Genomic DNA, 25,129 nt, shown 5'->3' on the forward strand with positions numbered 1-25,129 from the left:
TGTAGGTTACTGTCCATTCTCTCCCAAAGGTAAGTCGAATTCTACCATCAGGCCACCCTTTTCGCGGTTGCGGAGCCTCAACTGGCCCTGATGTGCTGTGATGATGTCATGACACAGGCTCAATCCGAGCCCAGTACCCTGAGATTTAGTCGAGTAAAATGGCTGCAGTGCCTGATGTAAATTACCCGGCTGGATCCCACATCCGCGGTCAACGATGGCAAAGCGAAGCCTGCTTTGATCCCGAACCACCTGCACCGAAATTTCGCTTTTATCACTGCCTGATTCGTGGGCATTTTTGAGCAAATTAAGCAACACTTGCTCTACCTGAGCAAGGTCGAAGTCTCCGCTGTAATCGGGGACTGTGCCCAGTAGTGTAAAAGGGTAAAAGGTCTGCAATCTATCCAGAAGCGGTGCGATAGCGTGCGTTGCGCTGCTAGGGGCCGGTAAACGTGCATACTCTGCATAGCGCTGGATAAACTCGCTCAGATTATGCGCTCGCTGTGAAATGGTGTCCAGCATGTCTGGCAGCAGCTCAAGGTGTTTTTGCTGGTTCAGCATAGTCTGTGCCGAGCTGGTCAGTGACTGAATGGGTGCCAAAGAATTGTTTAGCTCGTGGCTTATCAGACGAATGGCATTTTTCCATAGCATGATCTCTTCACGATTTTGCTCTGCCGAGACGTTTTTACAGATCACCAGCGTATGGGGCTGATAATTTAAAGTAACCTGTTCGATGCCAAGATAAAAAGTGTGCTTTTGCTCTTGTTGCTCAAAGCTTAACATACCTGCGTAACCCAGGCTGAGTGCCTGAGCCAGTGGTGCGGGTAAAGCATCACTGGCCGTTTCGAGTGTACTGCCTGTGAGTGCGCCAGCTTGTTTGTTTAGCAACTGGCGCGCGGCAGCATTGTGGTAAACAATGTGGCGGTGTTTATCGAGCAACAGTGTCGCCATCGGTGAGGCCTGAACTATGCTATCCAGCACCAACTCTTTTTGATTGAGCTTTTGTTTCTGCTGCTTCAGGTTGGTTGTCAGCTGGTTGTACAGCTCAATCAGGCTGGTTAACTCAGGATCGGATGTTGGCGAAATCCGCAGTGACAGGTCACCATCTTTGATACTCTTAATGCCATCTTCTAAAGTCGCCAGTACCCGCTGACGGCGGGCTGTTAAACGGCTCAGTAGTGCGAGTAAAGTCAGTAAGGAGATGAGCAGAATCGAACAACTGGCAATGATCACGGGGATTTGGTGGTGTAAAGCTATCGCCAGCGCTATCAGTGCGCAAGCAAGCACTAAAGTAGTACTTAACAGGATCTGGCCCGCGAAAGACCAGTGCAGGCGCACGTTCATCGCTTAATTCCAAACTTGTCCATACGACGGTACATAGCCTGGCGACTTAAGCCAAGGCTCTTGGCCGCATGCGTTACATTACCCTGGTGTTTATCGAGGGCCTGGGTAATATCCTCAATAGTAAATTCATGGCTTGCCAGCGCAGACGCCGATGCATTCAGGCCCAGGTCCGTCGCTTCAATGCGCTCTCCGGCAGCGAGCAGCTCGGCCCGTCCTATGACATTTTGCAGCTCTCGCACATTGCCCGGCCAGGCATATCGCTTCAATAAGCGTTGCGCGCCTTCACTCAGCGATTTGTGGCTGCTGAGGAAATGCATAGCGAGCGGAACAATATCATCGGGTCGTTCAGCGAGGGGAGGAAGCCGCAGTTCAATCATATTCAGGCGGTAGTAGAGATCTTGTCTGAATTCTCCACGGGCGATGGCCTCATTCAGATTCGCATTGGTCGCACTGATCACCCTGACTTTCACTTTTTGCGTGGTGCTACTGCCAACGGCTTCAAACTCGCCAGTTTGCAGTACTCTGAGTAATTTTTGTTGTCCGGAAAGTGGCAGGTTACCAATCTCGTCAAGGAATAAAGTTCCGCCATCCGCAGCACTAAAGCGGCCTTCACGGCTTTTTGTTGCGCCAGTGTATGCACCGCTGACCACGCCAAACAACTCAGCTTCGATCAGATCTGCGGGCAGGGCACCGGCATTGACCCGAATAAATGGTCTATCCCGATAGGCGCTGTTGGCCACCAAGAGCTCAGCGATTTTTTCCTTGCCAGCCCCATTAGGACCTGTGATCAAAACCTGAGCATCGGAATGTGCCACTTGTGTTGCAGTTTCAAGCAAAGACAACATGGCCTGATCGGCGAAGATCAATCCACAGAGGTCGTAATCCTGGCGAAGCTGCTCCTGTCTGACCTTAAACTGTTTTTTACTGCGGGTTTGAGCTTGCTGTAGCAGATACATTTCCAGCAAGTTGTTCACTGAGCTGAGGAGCTTGTCATCCTGCCAGGGTTTAGCAATATAATCAGCAGCCCCATGTTTAATGAGTTCTACGGCCATTTCCAGCTGGGCCCAGGCGGTTAGCAGGATAATTGGCAGATCCGGATTGAGTGCCCGGATCTGATGATAAAGGGTTTTACCTTCTTCACCTGAAGTCGTGTCATGGGTGAAGTTCATATCCTGAATCACCAGATCGTAATCCTGTGACTGCAGCATGGCTAATCCCTGCTCTGGCGAACTCGCACCTTCGCAGTCGATATCGTTAATTAAAAAAAGAATTTTAAGCGCTTTGATAACATCAGTATTGTCATCAATCACCAGAATTTTGTGTTGCATGGCGTTATTTATCGTTATTATTTTATCAGTATCAAGGGCTTTTCAGCCCTTGGTTCAGGTTTTTGTGACTCTTGCAGGCGCTATCTTAGCGGCTTTACGAACAGGAATATAGACTGCCACCGCACTGAGCAACCAGACAGAGATGGCAACCAAGACAGCCAGCCAGGGTTCTACCAGGCCTTGTGCTCGTAAATGAGTCACAAAATAATTGTTCAGCCATAAGGCCGCAAAACTGCCAAGCAGGATACCCGCCATGGCCAGCAATGCGTTTTCGATCAACAGCGTTTTAAGCACGGTGCTCTGGCTAGCACCCAGAGCGCGCAAAATACCAATGTCTTTTTTGCGGATAGAGACGGAAAATGAGACCAGGCCAATGATCCCAAATGTGGTGACCGCCACAGCGATCACACTGATCCCAATCATGATAAAGGCGAAAGTACTGCGGCCATCCCATAACCGCTTTTTTGCACGGGCAGCAAATTCTACTCGTTCTACTATGCGCCCACCTTGTTGGTACAGTGTGTCTTCAACGTCTTTTAAAATGGCTTCTGCGGTGCCTTTTTTGACTCTCAATAAATAGTTGATGTCTGTGTTGCCAAAATGCGCCTGAGGGACAATCGTCGAGTGATACCAGTGTTGCTCATAGACCGCACTTTCGCCGAGCATTTTATTCGCATAGACCCCGACGACTCGATAAGGCAGACGCGCGCGTTGTAAATACACGGTTTGTCCCAGCGCACTTTGTTCACCAAAAAGTGACTTCGCAAGGGCTTCGCTGATCATGGCGACACTGGCAAAACGGCTCTGATCTGAACCCGCAAAGACAAACTCATTAGGATAGAAGTCCCGTCCTTGTGTGATAGTCAGGCCCAGAGTGGCAACACCTTCAGAGGTAATGTCAAACTGCGCATTTTCAATACCAGCTTCCTCCTGGTCGGTGGTTTTGTAAACCTGATTACTGCCCGAGACTGTGGCCAGCACCAGTTCATTGCTGGCATAAGTTACCTGAGTCACCTCTGGCAATGCACTGAGGTTGCTTAAATCCCGCTGGATCAGGGCTGATTTATCAACCTGGTTGTCAAACACTTTAGTGTAGACGTTGAGTATCTCATACTCGTCCAGGTGAGAGGGTATCAGCCAGTTTTTGAGCGTCCCATAACTGATGAAGCTCGCATTGCCTACTATTGTCACCGCAATGGCTATCTGGATCAGGATCATCAGTGAGATATTTCGGTGCTTAACAATAATTTTAAGTATATGTTTCAATGACATCGGCTTATCCTCTTAGCTGAGCTGCGGGTGCTGTGCGACTGGCTTTGATGATGGGGTAGAGCCCAGCGGTAAATATCGCGATAAAAATACCCATGGCGGCTTGCAACGCAAACGGAATATCCATGCTGTACATGCGGCGCACTTGCTCAGCATCGGCCAGGTAGTCCGCCTGATACAGCGCCAGATGAAACATGGCAACCAGTCCAAATTGTGCCAGCAGTATTCCCAGCACAATAGCAGCACCGCTGAGCATGCTGAGCTCCAGAAGCTGGATCTTCAGAATATATAGTTTGTTAGCTCCAAGTGCCCGATACAAAGAGACCAGCCTGGCGCGACTTTGGTTTTTTGCCAGCAGGATCCCTATGGTGTTGATAAGACAAATCGCAAACAGCAAATAGGCAAACTTAAGGTAGATCTGCTCCCAGTAAAGGTTGTCACTCATCCTGTCGTTCAGAGTCGCAAGTTGGCCCAGATAGAAGGGCTCGGCGTGACCAAAGCGGCCCTGAGTAACCTGTTGTTCTGCATAGTTACGTAGCCAAAGGGTGAGCTCTGCGTGGCTTTGTTCCTGGTTATGAGGGGCAAATTCTGCCCAGGCATGCAGATATCCACACTCGGCAGTCTTTAACCCCTGAACATCGTCACGACGATAGCTGTTTCGCAGTGGCTCGTCTTTGGTACGACATGGCATATAGCCGGTGCGGGCAATATTATTTGCATGTGCATACCCTAACGGTATAACAGCCATATCATTGACCCGGCCGCGAAAACGCATGTTCTGAAAACGACGCAAATAGGCTGACATATCCATGACACCCACTACCTCAAGCTGGCGATTGTTGATAACAACTTGCTGACCGACCGAGTTCTCACCACCGAACAATAGGTCGTTGGCTTTTCTATCCAATACAATGACGGCTGTGTTTTCCATATCTGCGCGCCAGGGTTCACCATAGATAAACGGAACCTGAAGTAAGTCAAAATATCCAGCATCTGCCGCTGAAGCTTCTACCGTGACGGGTCTGACGCTGCGATCCGGCAAGTCGATGACGAACGACGTCGTATAATTCAATGACAATCTTACGCTGTTGTGATTTGCCCAGTCGGCATAAAGTGACTGCGCATCCGTGTAGGTAAGTGGTGGCACACTAAAAGGCGAGCGATTCTCATAATCGGGGTCCATAAAGTTTAAGCTTACGTGGTAAATGCGATCGGCACGTTCGTCTATGGGGGAATGCCCACTGCGAGTTACTATGGTGCCCATAGTTAACAGAAGCGTAATGCCAATGGCCAGATTAAGAACCATCAGCAAGGTCAGTTTGCGTTTTTGTTTCAGACCACGCCAGGCCAGTTGCACTAAATCCTTCATTGCAGTCACCTAAGAGATCAGCTCAACCAGTTCATTTTTATTGATGTCGCGCAGTTGACCATCGAGGATCTGAATATTTCGATGGGCACGCTGTGCCAGCTCATTATCATGGGTCACCATGAGTAAGGTGGTGCCCTGACGATTAATCTCCTCCAGCAGGTCCATAACCTGTCTTGCCATCATAGTGTCCAGGTTACCGGTGGGTTCATCGGCGAGCAAAAAACGCGGCTGGCCCGCCAGTGCCCGGGCAATGGCGACCCGTTGTTGCTGACCACCACTTAACTGTGCGGGAAAGTGGCTGGCGCGGCCGCCAAGGCCGACTAGTTCAAGGCTGTCTTCAATACGTTTTTTACGCGCCTGAGCGGATAAGCCCCGGAAAATCAGCGGCACTTCGATGTTGTCGTAAAGATTCAGGTCGCTGATCAGATTAAATCCCTGGAAAATAAAGCCAATCTTTTCATTGCGCAAACGAGACAGCTGTTTATCACCTAATGTACTGACATCTTCTCCGTCCAGTTCATAGCTGCCTTGTTCGAAGCTTTCAAGCAGCCCGGTAATATTCAAAAAGGTCGTTTTACCTGAGCCAGACGGGCCTGTCACGGCAATAAATTCGCCTTCTTCTACGGTGAAATTAACGTCTGACAGTGCGTGTGTCTCGACCAGCTCAGTGCGATATATTTTACTGATGTTCTTCATGCGTAACATGGGTATGTTCCTTTATTATTATTCGCTGAGGATCACTTGTTGTGATTGTCCGAAAGCAGCCAGACTTGAGATAATGATTGTATCACCAGGTTGTAGCCCCTGGGTAATCTCTACTTCTCTGACACTTTTGACACCCAGTGAAATAGGGGTTCTGAATGCGGAGTTTTGTTCAATTTTGTAGGCGGTGCGTGATGCGCCGGTTTCGACAAAGGCACCGCGTTCAACCTTAAGTACATTCTGTTTTTGCGCGATAATGATCTGAGCATTGACGCGTTGATTCTGCCGTAAATTTCCGGGCTGCTCGGTAAAGCGGATCCGACCACGAACCTGGCCCTGCTCAACTTCGGGAGAAATAGCCACTAAAGTTGCACTGTAGTGTTCATTGTTAATTTGTACATTTGCTCGCAAACCTATGCCCAGCTCATCTGCGAGGTTTTCAGGGATATAGGCTTCGACCTCCAGCTCGTTGAGGTTAACCAGTGACATCAATTGCGTGTCTCGCTGCACATGTTGCTTTTGCTGAACATTCAGTGTGCCGACAATACCGGACAAAGGTGAATGCAAAGTCAGCGCTTCGACCTGGCGGCGTAATTCTTGTGTCAGGTGGCGCTGACGAATGAGATTGAGTTCGCTACTTTTTAGCTCAAAGCTGAGTCGCTCTTGCGCCAGTTGCAGGCTGGCAATGGCATGGCGCTCATTCAGCTCTGCACGTTTCAGAGCAACCTGAGTTTGTTCCATTTCCTCTTTGGAGATGATCTGTTTTTCGATACTGGTGCGGGCTCTGGCCATTTCACTTTGTGCGGCCTCGAGCTCTACTTTGGCCAGTTCCATTTGTTGCGTGTTGTCCAGCTGCTGTTGTTTGATGGCGATTTTCTGGCGACTCACTTCCATCTCCAGGCGTGCCAGGGTGGCTTCTTCCTGAAGTAGCTGGTTACGTAGTTCCGGACTGTCGATGGTCAACAATGCTTGCCCGGCCTTAATTTCATCGCCAGCTTTGACAAACAAAGTGACAGTGCCTGCCGCAATGGCGTACATCGAGGGACTATCTGCCGCCATGGTACGCCCTTCCACACGCAGGTCCTGGACCATGTCGCCTCTCACTACAGTGGCTGTTCGTAAGGTTTGTAACGACACCACCTGATCAGCGCTGAGCAGTTGGTCGAAACTGTTGTAGGAAGCTGTTGCTGCCCCTATTAGTCCGATGGCCGTCGCCATCGCTAGCCACCAGCGGGGCAGTCTGCGTGTTTGCTGGATCACTTTGTCTTGTTGTCTGGTATCTCGGATCATGCCGGGTACGGCTCCTTGTTTTCTGGATTACACTTCCTATAACAAAATCAATGCCAAATTTTAAGTTTATGAAATTAAAGGTTTATTTTGTTTTCCTCTGTTGTGTTGTTATAGCAGCGGACGGACAGCGGACAGTACGCGGACAGTGGATGGGTGTCCGGACAGGTGTAAAGTGGGGAGCTGACAGAATACACTAGCATTGCTGGGTTGTTCCTGTACCATAGAGACATAAGCTAAGCTGTTGTTAATTAAGTGGTAATGGAGATACGATGATCCAACTTGATGAAGTCACCTTTAAGCGCCCGGATGGTATCGGGTACAGACATGTGTTGGATGGCTTGAGCTGGTCGGTGGCAGCCGGTGAGCAAGTCGCGTTAACGGGTGAGAGTGGTTCTGGTAAAACAACACTCCTCAATATTCTGGCAGGCTTGTTGACACCAGATGCCGGTTCTGTGTTGATTAATGAACAGAAAATCAGTCATTACAACACCACTGAGTTGGCATTATACCGTCGTACAATTGGCATTATCTTTCAGCACTATCAGTTACTCAGCCCGCTCACGGTTGCTGATAATATGGCTTTTCAGGCACGTCTGAATGGTCGCTCAGTCAGCCATGGCGACATTATGGCTATGGCAGAAAGACTGGGGATGGCGGCTAAGCTCGATGCATATCCAGCGCAATTAAGTGGCGGGGAGCAACAGCGCGTAGGGATCGCCAGAGCACTGCTCAATCAACCTCGCATGCTACTGGCCGACGAACCCACCGGCAACCTGGATAGTGTGCGAAGTCAGGAAGTACTGGAGTTGCTGATGGCGCTGTGTAAGGAGCAGTATGTCAACCTGATCATGGTGACGCACAGTCGCGCACTTGCAGCGCAATTACCACGGCTGGTGGAGTTACGTGACGGGCGAATACATGAATGAGCTACGCCTGATCTTAGTCACCTATGGCCAGTTCTATCGGCGCCATAAAGGTCTGCTGGTATTGTTTCTGGTGGGTCTGAGTTTGGGCAGTGCCTTGCTCAGTGCAACACTGGGCTTAAATCAGGAAGCATCGCAGCGTTATACCACCAGCACAGCGCTGTTGTCACAACCGGTAAGTCACTTTATCCGCCCACCATTAGGGGAGAATGGTCTGGCTTTTTCGTTATGGCAACGACTTAATGCAGCCGGGTTTAAGCAGGTCCAGCCGGTGCTCGAAGGGCGGCTAAGAACTGATGAAGGCCAGATACTGGCTGTTCGGGGTGTTAATCTGCTGCAATGGCAAACCGCAGGTGCTTCAAAGCCAACCACAGATGAGTCGGCTGCGCAAGCAGCACGAACTAAGCTGTTTGATACTGTGTTTTTATCACCTCAGTTAAGTGCCCGGATGAATCTGGATGGATCTGTGCTGCACATTGATGGAACGAGCTACCCGACCAGCCTGTTAGATGGAACGGGCCATTATGCCCTGATGGACATCAGTTTGGCGGATAGACTGTTGCAGGCGGGTGGACAGAGTAGCTACTTTGAAGTATCCGGTCTGAGTGAGTCTCAGTCACAACACCTGATTACCCTACTTGGCGCTGAAGCCAGACTGGAGTCTGCCCAGGCACAAACCTTCGATGCACTATCGGGGGCCTTTTTCTTTAATCTTCAGGCACTGGCCTTACTGGGTTATGTGGTGGGGGCCTTTTTAAGCCTCAATGCCATCAAACTTGCCTATCAGAGTCGCTTATCACTACAACAACAGATGGCCACGCTGGGCTGCCGTCAGGGTCAATTACTCAAGGCACTGTGTCTGGAGGTTTCTGTACTGAGCATTGTGGCGGCAACGCTGGGTAACCTGATTGGTGTCGTGATGGCCAATGCGATGATGGGTGACATCAGCACTGTGTTAGGGAGCTTTTATCAACTTGACCGCGTACTGACGGTGCAGTTCAATGCCTGGCTGGTGCTCGTGGGGAGTTTACTCAACCTGGCTATTTTGGCCGGATTTGTTATGTTACAAAGCCCGCTGGCACACCAGCTTTCCAGGTGGCTGGCACTTGGCCTGTTTTTCATGGCGTGTTTTGGTGGTCTGCTATTGATGCATTTTGCACAGACTAAATGGCAAGCGCTACTTTTGTGTGTTTGTGTACTGCTGTTATTTTTTGCGCTCACTCCTGTGCTGGTAGGCCAGGTGTTTCGTGTTCGCTGGCCAACCCGCTCCCCTTTACTCGGCTGGCTCAGAGCTGACAGCCTGACCCAGTTACCCGCTTTATTGAGCTCTGTACTCGCGATTTTGATGGCGATGGGCGCAGCCATAGGTATGCAGGTGATGGTAGGGAGTTTTAGCAGTGCACTGGATGCACATCTGCAAACTCGCCTCAATGCTGACCTGTATGTCCGGCCCGACGAACCGACTTCCCAAATGCGTCAGGCACTGGCTGAAATGAGCGAAGTTGAGCAGGTAGGTGTGTATTGGTCAGCACAAAGCGAAATTACACTGGGAAATGGCGTAATCCCCGCAACTATCATGAGCTTTGGTGAAGATCATACTTATCACCAACATCTGACCCTGTTAAACAAACGACCACTCGCAGCGGCACATCTGGCCAATACAAACCAGCATATATCCTGTCTTATCAATGAACCAGGCATGAGACGGCATGCTTTGAAAGTGGGCAGTATATTGAAGGTAAAGCAGGGCCCACGCGAATTTCATTGCAAGGTTAAAGGTGTGTTTTATGATTATGGTGAGCCCGGTATCAATCTGGTTGTAAGCTCGTCGGTCATAGTACAACAGGCTTTTTTGTATGAAGCGGTTGGCTTTATGTTGACGCTGCAAGATGGAGTTAACTCAGAGCGGATTGCTGATGTCATTAGTCAGCGTTGGTCACTGGCCGGACACCAGTTAATTCACAACCAGGTGTTTAAGCGCTTCGCAAAACAATTATTTAGCCAAACTTTTCTGGTTACCCATGCACTGAACTTGTGCATTATGCTCATTGCTTTATTCGGTGTTTGGGTGAGCTTTCTCACTCTTGGGCGGCAGCAATTACAACCTATGGCCGTGCTACAAACGTTGGGCGTGACCCAATGGCAATTATTTGCTCTTAAGTTATGTCAGGCTGCGCTTATTCTCGGTATGACGTTGTTTCTGGCCGTGCCTCTGGGCATTCTGTTGGGCTGGGTATTGTTAGAATATGTGATGCCCATCGCCTTTGGCTGGAGTATGGCCATGGTGCTCAGTTGGGGCGACATTTTGGGGTTCTGTGCTGTGATACTGTTACTGGCGCTGGTGGTGAGTGCCATCCCGTTGTTGAGGCTGATCAGGCGCAATGTAGCCGACAATGTGGCGCAGTTATAAGGAGTAACGAATGCAGTTTACCGGGTTAATTTTACTCATTATATTAGTTTTAACGGGATGCCAACCCGGCGCACCTGAAGCTAAAAAGAATAATGCAGCGATGGCTGTCCTTGGCCAGGAACTCGGTGTGCCGGTAAGCGCTGCGCACTCTCTGGTGTTTCCCCGCGATCATGGTGCGCACCCTGAACAGGGGGTGGAATGGTGGTACGTGACGGGCAATTTGAGCGCACAGGATGGCACACAGTTTGGTATGCAGTGGACCTTGTTCCGGGTGCTTGACCCGGGGTTTTCTGCTTTTCAGGGGTCGCCCTGGTGGGACGGTCAACTGTACTTTGCGCATTTTGCCCTGCAGGACGGCCGTACCCATCATGCCTTTGAGCGTTATGGCAGAGCAGGACAGGTCGAGATCCAGGCCAGTCCTTTTATAGCCCGGCTGGATAACTGGCAACTGGCAAGTCGGGAGAGTTCATTCTTACCTTTGCGATTACAAACCCGGGAATCAGGTTATGGCCTGGATATTACACTGGCAAACAGCCCGCAGGTGTTGCATGGCGAGCAGGGATACAGCCAGAAAACACAACAGGGTCATGCCTCCTTTTACTACAGTTACCCCTTTTTACAGGTGACGGGTACACTGACCTATGCGGACACACATTATGAGATCACAGGTCAGGCCTGGCTGGACAGAGAATGGTCTTCGGGCCTGATTGACAGTCAGCACGGAGGCTGGGACTGGTTTAGTTTACAAAGCACGGAGCCTGGTCAAGGTGCGCTGATGGCATTCTGCACTCGAGATGAAGAACACGCTTATGCTTATTGCAGTGCCTCAGAGATATCATCGTCTGGAGAGGTTACTGCTTATCCCGACGAGCAAGTCACTCTGACAGTGCTGGACAGAGCGAAAACGCACGACGTGACACACCCTGTTAGCTGGCAATTGCAGTTACCGGGCAAAGAAGCGGTGATCATTGATGCGCTGCAATCAGACTCTTTGAATACTTTGAGCGTGCCTTACTGGGAAGGCCGAATACACAGCCGGGGTGGGTTTTCCGGGCAAGGGTATGGTGAGCTGTTCGGTTATTGAACATTCCCCGTGCAAAGTAGGCGGAATCGCTTAGGTTATATCATAAGTTATTGTTATGTAATGTTATTTTTTGGTATAATACCCTTTTATTAGATAGATAAGAACATTTTGCCTGTTATGAATAAAGTTGTGTGTAACATGGCTGACGTAACTTTGTTTGCTCTGTGTATTGGCGGCAGTTCATTACTCCCTGACGAGCTCATCCCCGGGATGGCGGGGTTTATACTGACCAAGGTGATTTTACCTGTCCTGCTGTGTGTGGTGCTGCGTTACCTGTTTTTTAAAAGTGTGTCGGTTTCATGCGACAAGCCGACATGTAATGGTAAAGGGGTATTGGAATCAGAGACTGAGTTGGTGGATAACCCAGTTATCAGGGCTGTAATGATCAAGGGACACAGGTGTACCAAGTGCCAGCATTTAATTCAAACAACCCTGGTGGGGCCTGCCACAAAAAATAATCAGTAATGGGAAATGCGGGCAGGCATACACTGTCGATGCTTAGGTGTTACTCTCGATTATACAGGGGCATGGCGACTCCTGAGACGTCAGGGAACTCCAGAACAGCGACTGGCTTGAAATTACTTTCGGCCAGGAAGAAAGTTGTCAGGCTGGCTCTTGAGTGAATCGTAAACTCCCCCACAAATGGCATCATCCAGCCACTGTCACTTGATAGTACACCACTCAATTGCGGTACTTTACTGTAATCGGGTAACAGGTAGTCAGGAAGCACGTTATCACCAACAGAATGCAGTGGCAGGTTGACGCCAATCTGACGGGTGTAGGACACATCCAGCATGGGCTGTCCTGTATATTGGTTGTTAAGGGTTAACGTATGCTGGCGTGGCGTGATGGTAATCGACACATCGGCTGCTTGTTTGGGGTAGCCCCAGATCTCGCGGCCAGCTCTGATTGCTACTGGGTTATCAAGCATCAGGTGCTGGTTATAAAGTGCATAATTATGTGGTTTTCCAGCAGCTTGCTGTTCAGCATTCGCCGCTGCCAGTGCCGCCAGTACTTTACCGGTAAAATCCAGTTGAGCACTTGGGTCGGTTATATCACCCGGGCAGGGTAAAATGGGGTCGACACTGCCGCGACGTTTAACATAAAAGCTAGAAATGGTTTCGTTATAGGCACCCGTCGGGCTAGCGGTAATTTTTTGTGTATACAGCGCGCCAATGCCTTGTGATGCAGTGCCTTCGCAATGCAGCCGGACCGGCTCCCATTGCCAGTTCCATAAAAAGAACTGTGCAACATTCACATCAATCAATCCAACGACAGCACTGGTGGCTTCACCTTGCACATGAAAGGGCATATTGACGGGCGTGCCATCTGAGAGGTAAGTGGTATCGGTTATTGGATAAGATTCACTCAGATCCACGGCATAGCTTGTAGTGCTCAGCGATATTATAGTGCCGAGCAAGAGGGATTTGATCTTCATCATAGATCCTTTTTAGTTATGGTTTTCCTTTAGGGTATTTTGCCGGATACACACTGATTTAGGTACGCAGTGTATAAAAGCGGGACTAGGTTAGCATGGCGCAATGAAAAGTAAATGAAATGAGCTGTTCAGAAAAGAACAGGACGGCTGACTCAAATGTATACGAGTGTAAACCAGCTATTCTTTCCATATCTGCAATGCTGTAAACTGCAGCCCCATTTTTGTGGGCAGGCTGATTATTAAATCGCAATGTGCGTAATTAAGAGGGGTGTATGCCTGAATTAAACATCTTTCAAGCGCAATTCGGCTCCTGTCCGGGCCAAGAGATAAGAAGGTATTTGTAACTTATGATCCCATTTGTGGTGTTGATCACGGTATTGGTATGTTTTATCAACTACGGCCTTTGGCCTTTAGCAATCTCTGTGCTGGGTTATCTGGTATCAGAGCAGCCATCGGAGGCGATGGTCCTGATGTTGTTTTGGTTAGCCATGGTATTTATCCAGTTTGTAGCAATGTGGCACATTGCGAAAAGAAAGCCCAGAGGGCGTAATTTCTTTTTTTATACCGTGTGGATCTGTGTTTTTGTGCAGAGTGCCGACTTATTATTGGGTACAGAGGGCGCCTTACCTGTCTGGGATTTAGTTGATTTGTTTATCTATCCGGCTGCAGCAATGTGGATACTGTATGCCAGCGACGTCAAAGAGTATTTTGACAAGTAATAACGTAACACAAAGAGTAATAATATGAGTAAATGTGGTAAATGTGACAGCGATATCTCTTTTATGTCGGTATTAAATACGCCGAATCCATTCAAGCTAAAATGCAGCAGCTGTAAAGCTCCGATTTCTCTGAGTCTGGTGAGTGCTGGTATTGTTGCGAGCATCATACTGGCGGTGATAAGTGCCATCCTGATATATTTTTATGGTTCTGAAGGGTACTGGATTAAGGTGGTGTTACCTACTGTTTTAGCAGCAGAAGGTCTTTATTTCGCCGCTATCCGAATGGAGCTGGTAAAAGTCAAGCCAGAAAAAGCAGCATAAAAAATGGGAGCCGGCAGCTCCCATTTTTTATGTGGAATTAGTTCAATTCGATCTTGTAAGTTGGCACGGCACTGACTCGCTGGCTCAGGCGACCAAGTAGGATCCACCAGGCAAATAAGGCGCCAAGCATCAGTGCAATCCACATGGCTGCCGATGCCGGTGCTGTGCTGAGTTGACCGACCTGATAAACAAGCGTGGCCAGTATATAGGCAATTGAGGTTGTCCAGCCAATGACTACCCACATCCACTGACTGCCAGACTCGCGTTTAATGGCGCCCAGTACCGCAACACAAGGGGTATAAAGCAGGATCAATACCAGGTAGGCAAACGCACCGAGCTGGCCATTGAACTGAGCAGCCATGACAGTCAATAGCTCATTGCCAGCGTCACCGCCTTCTTCAACGGCCCCCAGACCTAATGGGTCACCAAGGTTGTGAAGCAAATCTACCGAGTTGTCCCATAGAGTCATAGCCGCTTGGTATGCAGAGTTGCTAAGAGACCATGTTTGTGGTTCTTCCGGTGCACCGACATACAAGGCGTCCATCGTGCCGACAATGGCCTCTTTGGCGAACAGACCTGTCACGATCCCAACGGTTGCAGGCCAGTTGTCTTCTTCTATACCCAAAGGTGCAAACACAGGTGTCACCACTTGTGCGGCCTTAGACAGCATAGATGCTTCGCTGTTTTCGTGGCCAAAGCTGCCGTCCGTACCGATAGAATTGATCATACTCAGCAGCGCAACGACAAATACTATGGTTTTGCCGGCACGGGTAATAAAGCTCCGTAAACGCTGCCAGGTGGTCATCATCAGGTTACGCCACACCGGCAGGTGGTAGGCGGGCATCTCAATAAAAGAGGGCACTTTTTCCTGTTTGAACACCCGTTTTCTGAACAGGTAGCCAGAACCCACAGCAACGACAATGCCAAACAAGTACAGTGCAAAGACAATATTGGCACCATTGACCGGGAAAAATGCTGCGGCAAACAAGGCATATACCGTCAAGCGAGCGCCGCAGGACATAAAAGGGGCCATAATTACCGTCAGGAGGCGATCCGACTCTCGGCTCATTGTGCGTGCGCTCATCACGGCAGGGACGTTACAACCAAAGCCCACAATCAGCGGCACAAACGCATTGCCCGGCAAACCAATGGATGACATCAGACGGTCAATAACAAAAGCAGCACGCGACAGATAACCACTGTCTTCAAGAATGGACAAACAGAAATAGAGTACTGCAATGACAGGAATAAAGGTCGCGACCAGTTGTAAACCGGCGCCAAAGCCGTCACCCAGGATCACTCCAAGCCACTCAGGCGCCCCCAGGCTGGTCAGTAGCAGTTTCGTCCCGTCGATAAAGATGGCACCAACCAGAATATCGAAAAAATCGATAAAGACGGCCCCGAAGTTGACGGCAATAGTGAACATCAGATACATCATAAACAAGAAAATAGGAACGCCTAGCCAACGATTTAGTACCAGTTTGTCGAGCCGGGTGGTGAAATCAGAGCGCGTCTGCGACATGATACTGACGCCGTTACTGAGCTTTTTGACGCTTTGATACCGTTTTACAGTGTCTTCGCGGTTGCTGTCTGAGTTGGCGACTGGCTGCCTGCTTGTTGTCGGTTTATCTGATGCAAGGTGGTGAGTTAAGGCATCGGTCAGTGCCTGCATTCCCTCGCCTGTTGAGCCGACCATAGCGATAACGGGTACGCCCAGGCGCTGTGACAACAACGCAAAGTCAAGCTCTTTACCTTGTTGGCGAGCGACATCAGTCATGTTAGCAACCACAATCACAGGTGTTCCCGTTTCCTGCATTTGGGTAGTCAGAATCAGGTTGCGTTCGAGGTTGGCACAGTCGACAACATTGACTATCAGGTCGGCGTCCTGGGAGCGGATATAGTCAATGGCAATCTGTTCATCCTGGCCCGGATCAATTTGAGCCATACTGTACAGGCCCGGTAAGTCAATTAGCTCAACCTGCTGACTTTGTAATGTCAGCTCGCCACTTTTGCGTTCAACTGTGACGCCTGGCCAGTTTCCCACTTTTTGCCTGGCGCCGGTAAGGCGGTTAAATAGGGTGGTTTTACCACAGTTGGGGTTACCAACGAGGGCGATTCTCACGTGACCTTACTCCTTTAAATTAGCGATTCAGTTGGATAAAGCGTGCATCCGTTTTGCGGATACTGATATAGGTGTTACCTACTTTGGTCTGAATAGGACAACCCAGTGGAGCGACATTGAGCACTGTGATCTCTTCACCCGGGATCAGGCCCAGCGCCATTACTCGGCTGATCAGGGCTGCATCCGGATGATCAATATCCGCAATGGTTGCTTTGTCATTTGGTTTTAAATCTGCAAGTGTCATAGAGATAATGCAAACCTTGATAAGAATTATTTATTATTAAATTGCTATGGTACCGCAACTTAATTGTCATAAACAAGCAAACGAGGCGAAAGTTCGACACTATTAAGTAATTAATAAAGCTAAATTTTTTAAATAGTTACGTGTTTTAAAATGATGTCATCTGGGGGTGTTGAGTGCTACACACTATTTGCACATTGTTTGCCATCTCTTTGCACATTGTTTCGCTAGTGTGTAAATCAAACCGAACAGCAACGGAGACAGGCAATGAAGTTAACGAACGAATTCAGCTACCCAGGCACACTTAAAATATTGGCACTTATGATGAGCGCCACCGTGCTCAGTGCCTGTGGCTCAGGAGAAAGCCAGAATACGCAGTCAGCGGCTACTGATCAGAGCACAACGAACCAGAGTAATGAGAGTGCTGAGTCAAATGGCGATGATAGCGGGTCTGATCCGAGTGATACCAGTGATGAGGGTGACCAAGTATCAAACAACCCAGATGAAACAAACACGCTACCTGGCTGGATCCTGAGCTCAGAGGCAGAATCAGCCGCAGTTATGTTGGATGATTCGGGACAGCCTGCGCAGGTTAACGTGCAGGCTGTCAGCGCCATTGAGCAGTCGGGCCAAGGTTATACCGTGGTTATGGCGTCTGGTATGCCAGATTACCAGGTTGTCATCGACGAGGCGGTATTGACAAGCTTGTCTTCACGGCCCAGAGCTAATTCCGATTTTGCCACAGGTTCGCCCGATGTGGCGATTGGCGATGTGGTAGAGTTTGGTCAGGATATAGGATACAACAGCAACACCAGTTGTGCATTAGACGCGGGACAGGGTTACTGGCCGCCGGGTCCGGTATGCCCTGAAGTGATGGACAAAACGGGTACCTTTCCAAACCAGCCAGCACAGACTAGCGAAACCTGCGAGACGGGCTTAGGGTCGGTAGGTTTTTGGGTTAACGGGACCTCTGTGTATAACTGGGGGGATGGACAGAGCTATAACAACGAAGGAGTGTGGCAGACACTGGCACCGGTTGCAGAGCAATATGATGTTGATGTGTGCGGCGGCCATGCTGCACAGGGTGACTATCATCACCACTATTACTCGTCATGCCTGGCCGATATGGTAGGGGACACTGGTATGGGTCACTCTCCTATTTATGGTTATGCCGCGGATGGGTATGCGATTTATGGCCCCTGGGAGGCGCAAGGGCAACTGGCAATCAGTAGTTGGGAAGTCCGGGACTATAGCGCCAGTGAAGCGACGGGATGCAGCGACGGTGCCCGAAGCTGTGTTCTGAATGACCAATACGATGTCAGCCAGGGCACCCGTACTGTTTCCAGCGGACCCGGTTTTTCTGCTGTGGTGCGCACGCTGTCCAACAATGAGCTGGTTGCTGAAAACGGCTACTATAAAGAAGATTTCTATTGGAATACAGCGTTGACTGCTCAGGGCGGTAATTATCTGGACCAATACAATGGCCACAGTGATTCTGAGCGTGGCTATCACTATCACGTCACAGCCCGCGAAGAGAATGGCAAACTGATACCGGCATTTCCCTATACGGTAGGCGATAGATTTGCCGGAGAGCTGCAAAGTAATGCGCTAACCAGTTGCGGTGGCAGACTACCTGGTGGTCCGGGTCGGGGATAGGGGCAAATCAATGAAAATATTCGCAATGATCATTGCTGCATGCCTGTGTGTTAGCAGCACGGTGGCGTTAGCTGATACCGCCATTCACCAACATAAAAGCCTGGAAATTAAGCTGCAAAGCCAGTTACCCAGGGTATCTTTGACGGTCGTGCGTGACCAAACAGATGGCCTGAATCTGACAATTGGCATTGCTAATTACGTACTAAATTCGCCTGCCGAGGCGGAGCGTAAACAGCAAACTCTGACCGGTCATGCTCATCTTTTTATCAATGGGGAGAAAAAAATGCGTGTCTATAGTCAAGATGTACACTTGCCGGCCAGCTGGTTTCAGGAAGGGGTCAATCAGATTGCGGTATCGCTAAACAGCCATCAGCACGAGAACTGGACCTGGAAAGGCAATACCGTCATGGGGTCGGTGTTTGTTAATTTGGCTGCGCCTGATCTGGTATTGCACCAGTTTTCTTCTCAGCCATTGCTCAGCCATCACCACCATTAATACGCAGCGCTGGCCACCGTGTTGTGGCCAGCCTTTAAAAGGTCTCTTTGAGTAAGTTAAGCATATCCTCGACCGACAGCTTGCCAGCCTGCTCGTTACCTGCCAGCAATTGATCCGCCAGGTCTCGTTTGTGCTGGTGCAGTGCGACTATTTTCTCTTCTATGGTGTTCTTGGCGATGAGGCGATAGATAGTCACCGGACGTTGCTGACCCATGCGATGAGCTCTGTCAGAGGCCTGTGCTTCGACAGCCGGGTTCCACCAGGGATCCATATGGATCACATAGTCGGCAGCGGTGAGGTTCAAGCCTGAGCCTCCGGCTTTTAGGCTGATCAAAAACACTTCGCCATTGCCACGCTGAAACGCATTAACGCGTTCCTGACGTTGTGTGGCAGGTGTACTACCATCCAGATACTGATAAGCTATTGAACGTTCTTCAAGGAGTGTTTTAATGATCTGAAGGTGGCCCACAAACTGGCTGAAAATGAGCGCCTTATGGTTATTTTGCCGTAATTCATCGAGCAGCTCACCCAGCGCATCCAGCTTACTGCTGGGCAGCGTGCTTTCTGCCATGACCAGTTTAGGGTGACAGCAGGCCTGGCGGAGTTTAGTCAGCTCTGCCAGCATTTTTATTCGCTGTTCCGCTGCTGAGCTGGTGCTGGCAGATTCGGTGATCTGATCGATGGCATGCTGTCGCAGCGCTTCATAAAAATTCATCTCATCATCGCTGAGCGAGACAGTCAGATTGATTTCGGTTTTTTCTGGCAGCTCAGTGAGGACCTGGCTTTTCAGGCGACGCAGAATAAAGGGCTTTACCAACTGCTTTAGGCTTTGACGCGCTTTATGTGCCGCGAGCTTGTCTTGTTCGGCATTTTCCATAGGCTGTGAAAAGCGGGCATTAAAGCGTTTCAGATTACCGAGCAGTCCGGGGTTTATGAAACGAAACAGTGACCATAATTCGGTCAGGTTGTTCTCTATTGGGGTGCCAGTGGTGATCATCTTAAATTCGCCCTTGAGAGCACAAGCTGCCACAGTGCGTTTGGCCAGCGGGTTTTTCAGCGCCTGCGCCTCATCGGCGATGATGGTATGCCATTGCTTGGCTTTTAACAGTTCAGCCTGACGCTGTAACAGGCCATAACTGATCACTACGCAATCAAATGGGCCTGCCTGGGTCAACAGCTGCTCGCGCTCTTGCGCACTGTTATGATCGCTAAACAGCATCATGTTTAAAGCTGGTGCAAACTTACTCGCTTCCTGTTGCCAGTTAAAACACACAGAAGTTGGCGCGATGATCAGGGTTGGCCCTTCACTGGCGCGTGCCAGGATCACGGCCAGAGCCTGTAAGGTTTTGCCCAGTCCCATGTCATCGGCCAGGCAGGCTCCGGCCCCCCAGTGAGCCAGGCGCATCGCCCAATCGAATCCCGCCAGCTGGTAATCGCGCAGTTGCGCCTGCAAGGTGGGAGGAACGGTGAGTGTCAGTGCATTGGCCTGGTACATTTTTTTGCTTTGTTCTTCCCAGGCTGGCAGAGTTTTCATGCGCATGCCTGCGGTGGCTTCGGCCACCTGACCACTGGCAAGCGGGTGGAATTGCCCCTCATCGGTCACCGTATCAAGCTGGGCGAGTTGATTACGTAAGTCTTGAGACAGTGCCAAAATTTGTTCACCGTCCAGGCTGACAAAGCGGCCATGGCTGGTGGCCATCAAACTTAACAGCTTTTTCAGCTCAATGACCTGTGCATCATCGACCTGAAGCTCTCCGGTTACGTCAAACCACTGATTTTGTTTGCTCATGGCCAGGGCAAGATGTTGGGACTCAAGTGGTTTGCTGAGACGGAACTTCTTCCCTCTTGGCCAGCGCAGTCTTAATGTCAATTCATTCACAGGCTTTGCAATACATTGCTCGAGCTGCTCCAAGGCTTCCAGCGCCATTTCCAGGTCGTCCAGTTGCAGTCTATTGTCTGACATAGCCAGGAATGCCGGGCAGTGTTCATCCAGCAACTCCAGCCAGCATTGCTCCCGGGCTAAGTTGCGCTGAGTGGCTACCCGTTTGTTATCAATTTCTGTTGTCAAATTGGGACTGCCAATGCCTGGATGCAACATCGGACCCTGGTCGCCAAATGGCATACTGACACAATGAAACTCCAAACCGCCCTGATAGGGGGTGATGTTGACCACCAGCTCTTCGGCTGGTTCCACTGTGCTTAGTCCGGTTTCTACCCCTTCGAGATCGGATTGAATATTCAGTAAAGGGGCAATGGCTGTGATACTTTCGAGCAGCTTGGGTTTGGCGGCTTTGGGTACCACCAACCCGCTCTCACCGATGATCTCTGCCACTTGCAGGTGCTGACGTGTGAACAGGGTAAACCCATAGCGATGCCCCTGAAGTGAATAGAAGGCGTATTCGTCCTGTCTGGCATGTTCATCCAGCTGCATTCGGTAGTCTATTCCTTGAGGCAGGTTAGGGATCGACATCATCAGCTCATCGCCGTTATCGCGGATCTGAAGCTCAGCCGGATATTCAGTCAGTTCAATTTCTGTATTTAAATCCTCGCCCAGATACAGGTTTTGAGCGCCCGCCGCTGCGCTTAGCGCACTTGCGCCTTCGAGCTCAAATGTGCGTCCACCATAGTAGCTGTGGTTTTCATATACCCGAATGGCCGCGATGATCTCTTTATCCTTGCCGCTCAGGTATTCAAAGCTCTCTGGCTCGTCGATTAACCTTTTCAGCGCGACATTGCGGCCCTTGCTCCAGCCTTGTTTCCCCAGTTTTTGTTCCCGAGGCTTCAGAGTGAGGTCAAATCGTGATTGCTCAAGCTGCCAGATGAGTCGATGGCTCTGTGGTGATTTATCCTCAGTGGCTGCGTGATGTGGTGCCAGGTTTTGCAGCTTTTCCAGAGCCAGTTCCCAGCCGCTTTTTTGTTCTATCAGATTGGCAAAGTTGAGCACCAATCGCTGAGGTAGGCTGGGGACCGGAGCCTGATGGAGCAGCAAAAGATCCGCCCCCATACAGGCAAACAAAGGTTGCTGCATTGTGCTGAAAGTCGTACAGGCCTCGCTGAGGCGATTTAGCCTGGCTGCTTGTGCGCGGGCACCCGTCCAGTGCGTAGCAAGGGCAATCAGTAACTGCAGCAGGGCAAAATCAAAGGGCTGCGTATTCCTGAGTACTTCATAATCTTGATATTGTTCACTGAATGTCTGAGCCTCATTGAGGCATTCGGTAAGATACTCTAGTAAGTTCAGAATGGCGTAGTTAAATGTGGGGGCTTTTTTATCCGCAGCTTCAGCCCGAACCAACTGGCGCACTGTTTTAAATAGCTGGGGCTGACCCTGGCAGGCCTCGACCAAAATGGTCAGTTTATGAAACAGGCCAGGCAGGCCACCCAGATATTGCTGTTTGCGTCGGGCCAGTTTGTTTTTGGCCACGATGGCTTGTTCAAATAATGTGTGTGCGGTTTGCTGCTCGCCAGAGCACATGGCCACAATTGCACGTAACTGCAATGCATAGCAGCTGGTGTCGTTGCCAAGACTGGCGATACATTGATCCAACTGTGCGCGATACAGGTATTGCTCGGCCAGTAAGCAGTGCAGCAGCTGATTGTCAGGCTGACGCTGACAAAGCTGCTCTATCAGCTTGAGCGCGGCAAAATTATTCTGACAGTCACTTCGTAAGGAATGAACTAATGTGGCACACGCCTGATATAGTAACAGCGGCGGTAGCTCAGCCAGACGGTCGGCGTCTGCCGGAAAAAACAGCGTATCGACTAACACCTGGTTGGTGTAATGATCCAAGTATTGCGGATTCTTGTGAAACGACAGCAGGTCCGCGGCTTTGTCATATTGGCCAAGCATGAGCAGGTCGCGGATAAAACGCTGTTCGTCCGAAAAATCACGTTCCCATTCATACAGGTTGATTATAGGCACGATTTGTTCGGCGTAATTCAAAGTGCTCATAAAGCGATCTTCACGCAACGCGTTGTGACACAAAGAGGCTTCAATGAGCGGCTGCACCCTGAGGCCCTTTTGATTGCTGAGCAACAACCCGGCTTCTGCCAGAGTGGTTCTTTGTTCTGGCAGCATACCCTGACTGAGCGCGGCTAAGTCGTGAACCTGTGCTTCAACCAATAACTTTAGCAAACGTTTTAGTTTACTTATTGCGACTGGTTTGCCGATCAATGCCAGGACTTCCAGCATGATCTGTTGTTCTTCAGGCAGCTGTGCGTAGCGTGTCAGGAGTTCTGTTATTTGTGTCTGACTGAAAGGGGTATAGTGCATGCTCATGGACCTAACCAGGCCGTGCTCCGCAAGTTATTGTTAATTGCGAAGCAAAGTAGCAGATGCGAGGTACGCGCTCAAGTCAAACCAGCCACAGAGAAAGTATAATACAGCTGCGAGCCGCTGTTTTGCGACTGAGCCTGGCAAAGTACAAAGCCCGCTTTTTCCAGCACTTTTATTGAAGCGGGGTTATCGGCTGCAACGCCGGCATTGAGTATGGCATCAGGCTGAATTTCTCGCAGATGGGTCACCAGCCCCTGCAGTAGCTCACTGGCATAACCCTGACCCCAGTGTGCTTCGCCTATTAAATAGCCAAGTTGTATGGTATTGGTTGAAAAGTACAACATTGTCAGGCCGAGGCACTGTGCTTGTTTATCTCGCACCAGTAACAGGTCACAGCGTGCGAGTTTGTCTTTTATCCAATCAATAAGCTGAGCCGGAGATTGTGGGCAGTGTTGCCAGTCTTCGGGTAAAAAGTGCACTGTATTCGGTGTCAGCAAGTGTATTAACTGGTTTGACTGTGCCGGTCTGAGCTCGTTGATTAGCAAGGATGCGGGGATGACCTCTAACCTGGCCGTACTGAATTCAAGCTTTGTCATGAACTTGCTCCTTTGTGTTGACTTGCGCTTCTGACATGCCTGCTTTAAATGCCTGAGTGAGCTCGTGCCCTTTTATTGCCGGTAATGCGAGTGCTTTCAGAGCCAGGCTGCCAATCATGATCAGTAACGCCGTGACCAGCGCATCCAGACCCATACCGATCATTGTACCAGCCAGACCAAATGACTCGGTTAAAGTGGTCAGCTCAGGCAAAGTATAGACTCCAGTGAGCAGCTGTAGGGTTAAGGCAGCCCAGAAACCAAAGCAGTACGGGCAGTGCCAGGCTGAATACAAATAGGCCAGTGGAGCCGGTAAACGCGCCACCAGAGCGTTGAACCAGGTACCCCAGTCGGGTAACTTTTCCCACACAAGTACATGAATGGACAGCCCCATCAAAACGAGTGACAAAGTCATGTGTGTCTCCTTAAAATCGGTGTATTGTTTTATCTGTGTCTATTATTCTCAATAAAGCTAGCTGGTGTTATTGTTGGGTTTTTGATTTAATCGGCTTATTTTAAGATTGCGGGTGAAATAAGATGACCAATCATGTTGCAGCCTGTGGTCAGATGAAAGTGGCCAGACTGGCACAAGAGCCGCATGGCACACACAGCGAGAGTGTTTTAAGTTTTATTCGTTCAGGCTCACTGGATATGTTACATGGGGAGACTTTTACCGCCACGCAGGGCATGTTTGTGCTGGTGCCCGGCGGGATGCCACATACTTTATTGTCGGGGTCCGACTTACATGTTCACTGGATGAGCTTTTGCCCTGACTGTCTGGGGCTTGAACCCGATGCCGCTTTATTGCAACCTTTTCAGCAGGTGCGCCTGGGTGCTTTACCTGCATTGACCTTGTCAGGTGAGCGCGTCGAATTTGTTCAGACTTTATATCAGGAGTTTGAACTGGCGTTGCAGCAGGCATTGCCACTGGAGGTCATGAAGAGCTTTGTATTTTTGCTGCTGCACGAAGTGTCACTGGCGCAACAACCCGTTAGCTGGCGTGCGGGCATGCATCCTAAAGTGGTCGCGGCACTGTCCTACATAGAGAGTCAGGGGTTGCAGCCGGTTTCTTTGCAGGGGGTGGCCGACGCGGTGTTCGTGAGTGCCCCTTATCTGGCCACTCTATTTAAACGAGAAACGGGTTACTCAGTCGGTCAATGGCTCACAAAAAAGCGCCTTGGTGAAGCCTGTAATCGCCTCATGCATACGCATACACCGATTGCGACCTTGGTTGAAGAGCTTGGTTGGTCAGACACCACTCATTTTATTCGCCAGTTTAAGGCAGCCTATGGGGTGACGCCTGCGCTGTGGCGCAGGCAGCACAGCCTGAAACAAGCGCGTTAATGATATGTACCGCTCGTGTGTAAAAAACACACAGTCATGAGAGGGTTAAATTACTGATCTTAAGCTTTTAATCCATTTCATAAAGCACAGACGCATGATAAGTTAGTCATAACATGTTAACGGGTATTTATTTGTGCGCCTGCTATAATTGCAATCGGGACCGAAAAAAACCGGTCTGGGTTGAGCCGAAGAATCACAGTAATAGGTAAA

At 49.9% G+C, this 25,129-nt stretch carries 21 protein-coding genes; 9 read left to right on the forward strand and 12 right to left on the reverse strand.

What is annotated here, in order from left to right; all coding sequences use genetic code 11:
* Positions 1-6: 6 nt before the first annotated feature.
* The 6 genes from NH568_RS18695 to NH568_RS18720 are packed head-to-tail and all read right to left on the reverse strand — an operon-like array spanning position 7 to position 7,299.
* Positions 7-1,341: an ATP-binding protein gene (locus NH568_RS18695; protein ID WP_253049719.1), complete on the reverse strand. Its 1,335-nt coding sequence runs from the start codon at positions 1,339-1,341 to the stop codon at positions 7-9.
* The gene (locus NH568_RS18700; protein WP_253049721.1) at positions 1,338-2,669 is read right to left on the reverse strand and encodes a sigma-54 dependent transcriptional regulator; all 1,332 of its coding nucleotides are present in this window, start codon (positions 2,667-2,669) and stop codon (positions 1,338-1,340) included. The genes NH568_RS18695 and NH568_RS18700 overlap by 4 nt, the downstream gene beginning before the upstream one ends.
* Before the next feature lie 54 nt (positions 2,670-2,723).
* Positions 2,724-3,941: an FtsX-like permease family protein gene (locus NH568_RS18705; protein ID WP_253049723.1), complete on the reverse strand. Its 1,218-nt coding sequence runs from the start codon at positions 3,939-3,941 to the stop codon at positions 2,724-2,726.
* Positions 3,942-3,945: 4 nt separating this feature from the next.
* Complete coding sequence (locus tag NH568_RS18710; RefSeq protein ID WP_253049725.1) at positions 3,946-5,307, reverse strand: ABC transporter permease; 1,362 nt, start codon at positions 5,305-5,307, stop codon at positions 3,946-3,948.
* A gap of 9 nt (positions 5,308-5,316) precedes the next feature.
* Complete coding sequence (locus NH568_RS18715; RefSeq protein WP_138552918.1) at positions 5,317-6,012, reverse strand: ABC transporter ATP-binding protein; 696 nt, start codon at positions 6,010-6,012, stop codon at positions 5,317-5,319.
* 18 nt (positions 6,013-6,030) lie between these two features.
* Complete coding sequence (locus NH568_RS18720; RefSeq protein ID WP_253049727.1) at positions 6,031-7,299, reverse strand: HlyD family efflux transporter periplasmic adaptor subunit; 1,269 nt, start codon at positions 7,297-7,299, stop codon at positions 6,031-6,033.
* A 269-nt stretch (positions 7,300-7,568) separates the two neighbouring features.
* Between NH568_RS18720 and NH568_RS18725 the strand changes: the two genes are divergently transcribed.
* The 4 genes from NH568_RS18725 to NH568_RS18740 all read left to right on the forward strand — a co-directional run bounded on the left by NH568_RS18725 (position 7,569) and on the right by NH568_RS18740 (position 12,181).
* Positions 7,569-8,225 (forward strand): ABC transporter ATP-binding protein, encoded by a 657-nt coding sequence (locus NH568_RS18725; RefSeq protein WP_253049729.1) that lies wholly within the window; start codon positions 7,569-7,571, stop codon positions 8,223-8,225.
* Positions 8,218-10,632 (forward strand): ABC transporter permease, encoded by a 2,415-nt coding sequence (locus NH568_RS18730; RefSeq protein WP_253049731.1) that lies wholly within the window; start codon positions 8,218-8,220, stop codon positions 10,630-10,632. The genes NH568_RS18725 and NH568_RS18730 overlap by 8 nt, the downstream gene beginning before the upstream one ends.
* Before the next feature lie 10 nt (positions 10,633-10,642).
* The gene (locus NH568_RS18735; protein ID WP_253049733.1) at positions 10,643-11,716 is read left to right on the forward strand and encodes a lipocalin-like domain-containing protein; all 1,074 of its coding nucleotides are present in this window, start codon (positions 10,643-10,645) and stop codon (positions 11,714-11,716) included.
* Positions 11,717-11,854: 138 nt separating this feature from the next.
* Complete coding sequence (locus NH568_RS18740; protein WP_253049735.1) at positions 11,855-12,181, forward strand: hypothetical protein; 327 nt, start codon at positions 11,855-11,857, stop codon at positions 12,179-12,181.
* Positions 12,182-12,221: 40 nt separating this feature from the next.
* Here the strand turns inward: NH568_RS18740 and NH568_RS18745 are convergent, their stop codons facing one another.
* A complete protein-coding gene (locus NH568_RS18745; RefSeq protein WP_253049737.1) occupies positions 12,222-13,157 on the reverse strand; it encodes an acetoacetate decarboxylase family protein in 936 nt (311 codons plus the stop codon).
* A 344-nt stretch (positions 13,158-13,501) separates the two neighbouring features.
* Here NH568_RS18745 and NH568_RS18750 point away from each other — a divergent pair, with 344 nt between their 5' ends.
* Positions 13,502-13,873: a hypothetical protein gene (locus tag NH568_RS18750; protein ID WP_253049739.1), complete on the forward strand. Its 372-nt coding sequence runs from the start codon at positions 13,502-13,504 to the stop codon at positions 13,871-13,873.
* A 24-nt stretch (positions 13,874-13,897) separates the two neighbouring features.
* Complete coding sequence (locus NH568_RS18755; RefSeq protein ID WP_253049741.1) at positions 13,898-14,194, forward strand: hypothetical protein; 297 nt, start codon at positions 13,898-13,900, stop codon at positions 14,192-14,194.
* A gap of 37 nt (positions 14,195-14,231) precedes the next feature.
* Here NH568_RS18755 and feoB read toward each other — a convergent pair whose 3' ends face one another.
* Both feoB and NH568_RS18765 read right to left on the reverse strand, forming a co-directional pair.
* Entirely contained in the window at positions 14,232-16,316 is a 2,085-nt protein-coding gene (gene feoB / locus NH568_RS18760; RefSeq protein WP_253049743.1) for a ferrous iron transport protein B, read from the reverse strand.
* 19 nt (positions 16,317-16,335) lie between these two features.
* Positions 16,336-16,560, reverse strand: a complete 225-nt coding sequence (locus NH568_RS18765; protein ID WP_138552928.1) for a FeoA family protein — start codon at positions 16,558-16,560, stop codon at positions 16,336-16,338.
* Between the two features lie 264 nt (positions 16,561-16,824).
* Between NH568_RS18765 and NH568_RS18770 the strand changes: the two genes are divergently transcribed.
* Together NH568_RS18770 and NH568_RS18775 are read left to right on the forward strand one after the other, a co-directional pair.
* Positions 16,825-18,213, forward strand: a complete 1,389-nt coding sequence (locus NH568_RS18770) for a YHYH protein (protein WP_253049745.1) — start codon at positions 16,825-16,827, stop codon at positions 18,211-18,213.
* 10 nt (positions 18,214-18,223) lie between these two features.
* Positions 18,224-18,709: a hypothetical protein gene (locus NH568_RS18775; RefSeq protein ID WP_253049747.1), complete on the forward strand. Its 486-nt coding sequence runs from the start codon at positions 18,224-18,226 to the stop codon at positions 18,707-18,709.
* 34 nt (positions 18,710-18,743) lie between these two features.
* Here NH568_RS18775 and NH568_RS18780 read toward each other — a convergent pair whose 3' ends face one another.
* From NH568_RS18780 to NH568_RS18790, 3 genes are all read right to left on the reverse strand, one after another.
* Positions 18,744-22,985, reverse strand: a complete 4,242-nt coding sequence (locus NH568_RS18780; RefSeq protein WP_253049749.1) for a DEAD/DEAH box helicase — start codon at positions 22,983-22,985, stop codon at positions 18,744-18,746.
* A 71-nt stretch (positions 22,986-23,056) separates the two neighbouring features.
* Entirely contained in the window at positions 23,057-23,578 is a 522-nt protein-coding gene (locus tag NH568_RS18785) for a GNAT family N-acetyltransferase (RefSeq protein WP_253049751.1), read from the reverse strand.
* Positions 23,565-23,990 (reverse strand): hypothetical protein, encoded by a 426-nt coding sequence (locus tag NH568_RS18790; protein ID WP_253049753.1) that lies wholly within the window; start codon positions 23,988-23,990, stop codon positions 23,565-23,567. The genes NH568_RS18785 and NH568_RS18790 overlap by 14 nt, the downstream gene beginning before the upstream one ends.
* 122 nt (positions 23,991-24,112) lie before the next feature.
* Here NH568_RS18790 and NH568_RS18795 point away from each other — a divergent pair, with 122 nt between their 5' ends.
* On the forward strand, positions 24,113-24,919 hold the full coding sequence (locus NH568_RS18795; RefSeq protein ID WP_253049755.1) for an AraC family transcriptional regulator: 807 nt from the start codon (positions 24,113-24,115) through the stop codon (positions 24,917-24,919).
* The last annotated feature ends 210 nt before the right edge of the window (positions 24,920-25,129 follow it).

The organism is Pseudoalteromonas sp. XMcav2-N (genome assembly GCF_024124545.1).
GTDB lineage: Bacteria > Pseudomonadota > Gammaproteobacteria > Enterobacterales > Alteromonadaceae > Pseudoalteromonas.

Bases quoted from the DNA above. Each gene is read 5' to 3' on its own strand.
- NH568_RS18780 (WP_253049749.1), bottom strand. From the start codon at position 22,985: ATGAGCATGCACTATACCCCTTTCAGTCAGACACAAATAACAGAACTC.
- NH568_RS18740 (WP_253049735.1), top strand. From the start codon at position 11,855: ATGGCTGACGTAACTTTGTTTGCTCTGTGTATTGGCGGCAGTTCATTA.
- NH568_RS18745 (WP_253049737.1), bottom strand. From the start codon at position 13,157: ATGATGAAGATCAAATCCCTCTTGCTCGGCACTATAATATCGCTGAGC.
- NH568_RS18755 (WP_253049741.1), top strand. From the start codon at position 13,898: ATGAGTAAATGTGGTAAATGTGACAGCGATATCTCTTTTATGTCGGTA.
- NH568_RS18775 (WP_253049747.1), top strand. From the start codon at position 18,224: ATGAAAATATTCGCAATGATCATTGCTGCATGCCTGTGTGTTAGCAGC.
- NH568_RS18750 (WP_253049739.1), top strand. From the start codon at position 13,502: ATGATCCCATTTGTGGTGTTGATCACGGTATTGGTATGTTTTATCAAC.
- NH568_RS18770 (WP_253049745.1), top strand. From the start codon at position 16,825: ATGAAGTTAACGAACGAATTCAGCTACCCAGGCACACTTAAAATATTG.
- NH568_RS18700 (WP_253049721.1), bottom strand. From the start codon at position 2,669: ATGCAACACAAAATTCTGGTGATTGATGACAATACTGATGTTATCAAA.
- NH568_RS18725 (WP_253049729.1), top strand. From the start codon at position 7,569: ATGATCCAACTTGATGAAGTCACCTTTAAGCGCCCGGATGGTATCGGG.
- NH568_RS18705 (WP_253049723.1), bottom strand. From the start codon at position 3,941: ATGTCATTGAAACATATACTTAAAATTATTGTTAAGCACCGAAATATC.
- NH568_RS18710 (WP_253049725.1), bottom strand. From the start codon at position 5,307: ATGAAGGATTTAGTGCAACTGGCCTGGCGTGGTCTGAAACAAAAACGC.
- NH568_RS18765 (WP_138552928.1), bottom strand. From the start codon at position 16,560: ATGACACTTGCAGATTTAAAACCAAATGACAAAGCAACCATTGCGGAT.
- NH568_RS18695 (WP_253049719.1), bottom strand. From the start codon at position 1,341: ATGAACGTGCGCCTGCACTGGTCTTTCGCGGGCCAGATCCTGTTAAGT.
- NH568_RS18735 (WP_253049733.1), top strand. From the start codon at position 10,643: ATGCAGTTTACCGGGTTAATTTTACTCATTATATTAGTTTTAACGGGA.
- NH568_RS18720 (WP_253049727.1), bottom strand. From the start codon at position 7,299: ATGATCCGAGATACCAGACAACAAGACAAAGTGATCCAGCAAACACGC.
- NH568_RS18730 (WP_253049731.1), top strand. From the start codon at position 8,218: ATGAATGAGCTACGCCTGATCTTAGTCACCTATGGCCAGTTCTATCGG.
- NH568_RS18795 (WP_253049755.1), top strand. From the start codon at position 24,113: ATGACCAATCATGTTGCAGCCTGTGGTCAGATGAAAGTGGCCAGACTG.
- NH568_RS18715 (WP_138552918.1), bottom strand. From the start codon at position 6,012: ATGTTACGCATGAAGAACATCAGTAAAATATATCGCACTGAGCTGGTC.
- NH568_RS18785 (WP_253049751.1), bottom strand. From the start codon at position 23,578: ATGACAAAGCTTGAATTCAGTACGGCCAGGTTAGAGGTCATCCCCGCA.
- NH568_RS18790 (WP_253049753.1), bottom strand. From the start codon at position 23,990: ATGACTTTGTCACTCGTTTTGATGGGGCTGTCCATTCATGTACTTGTG.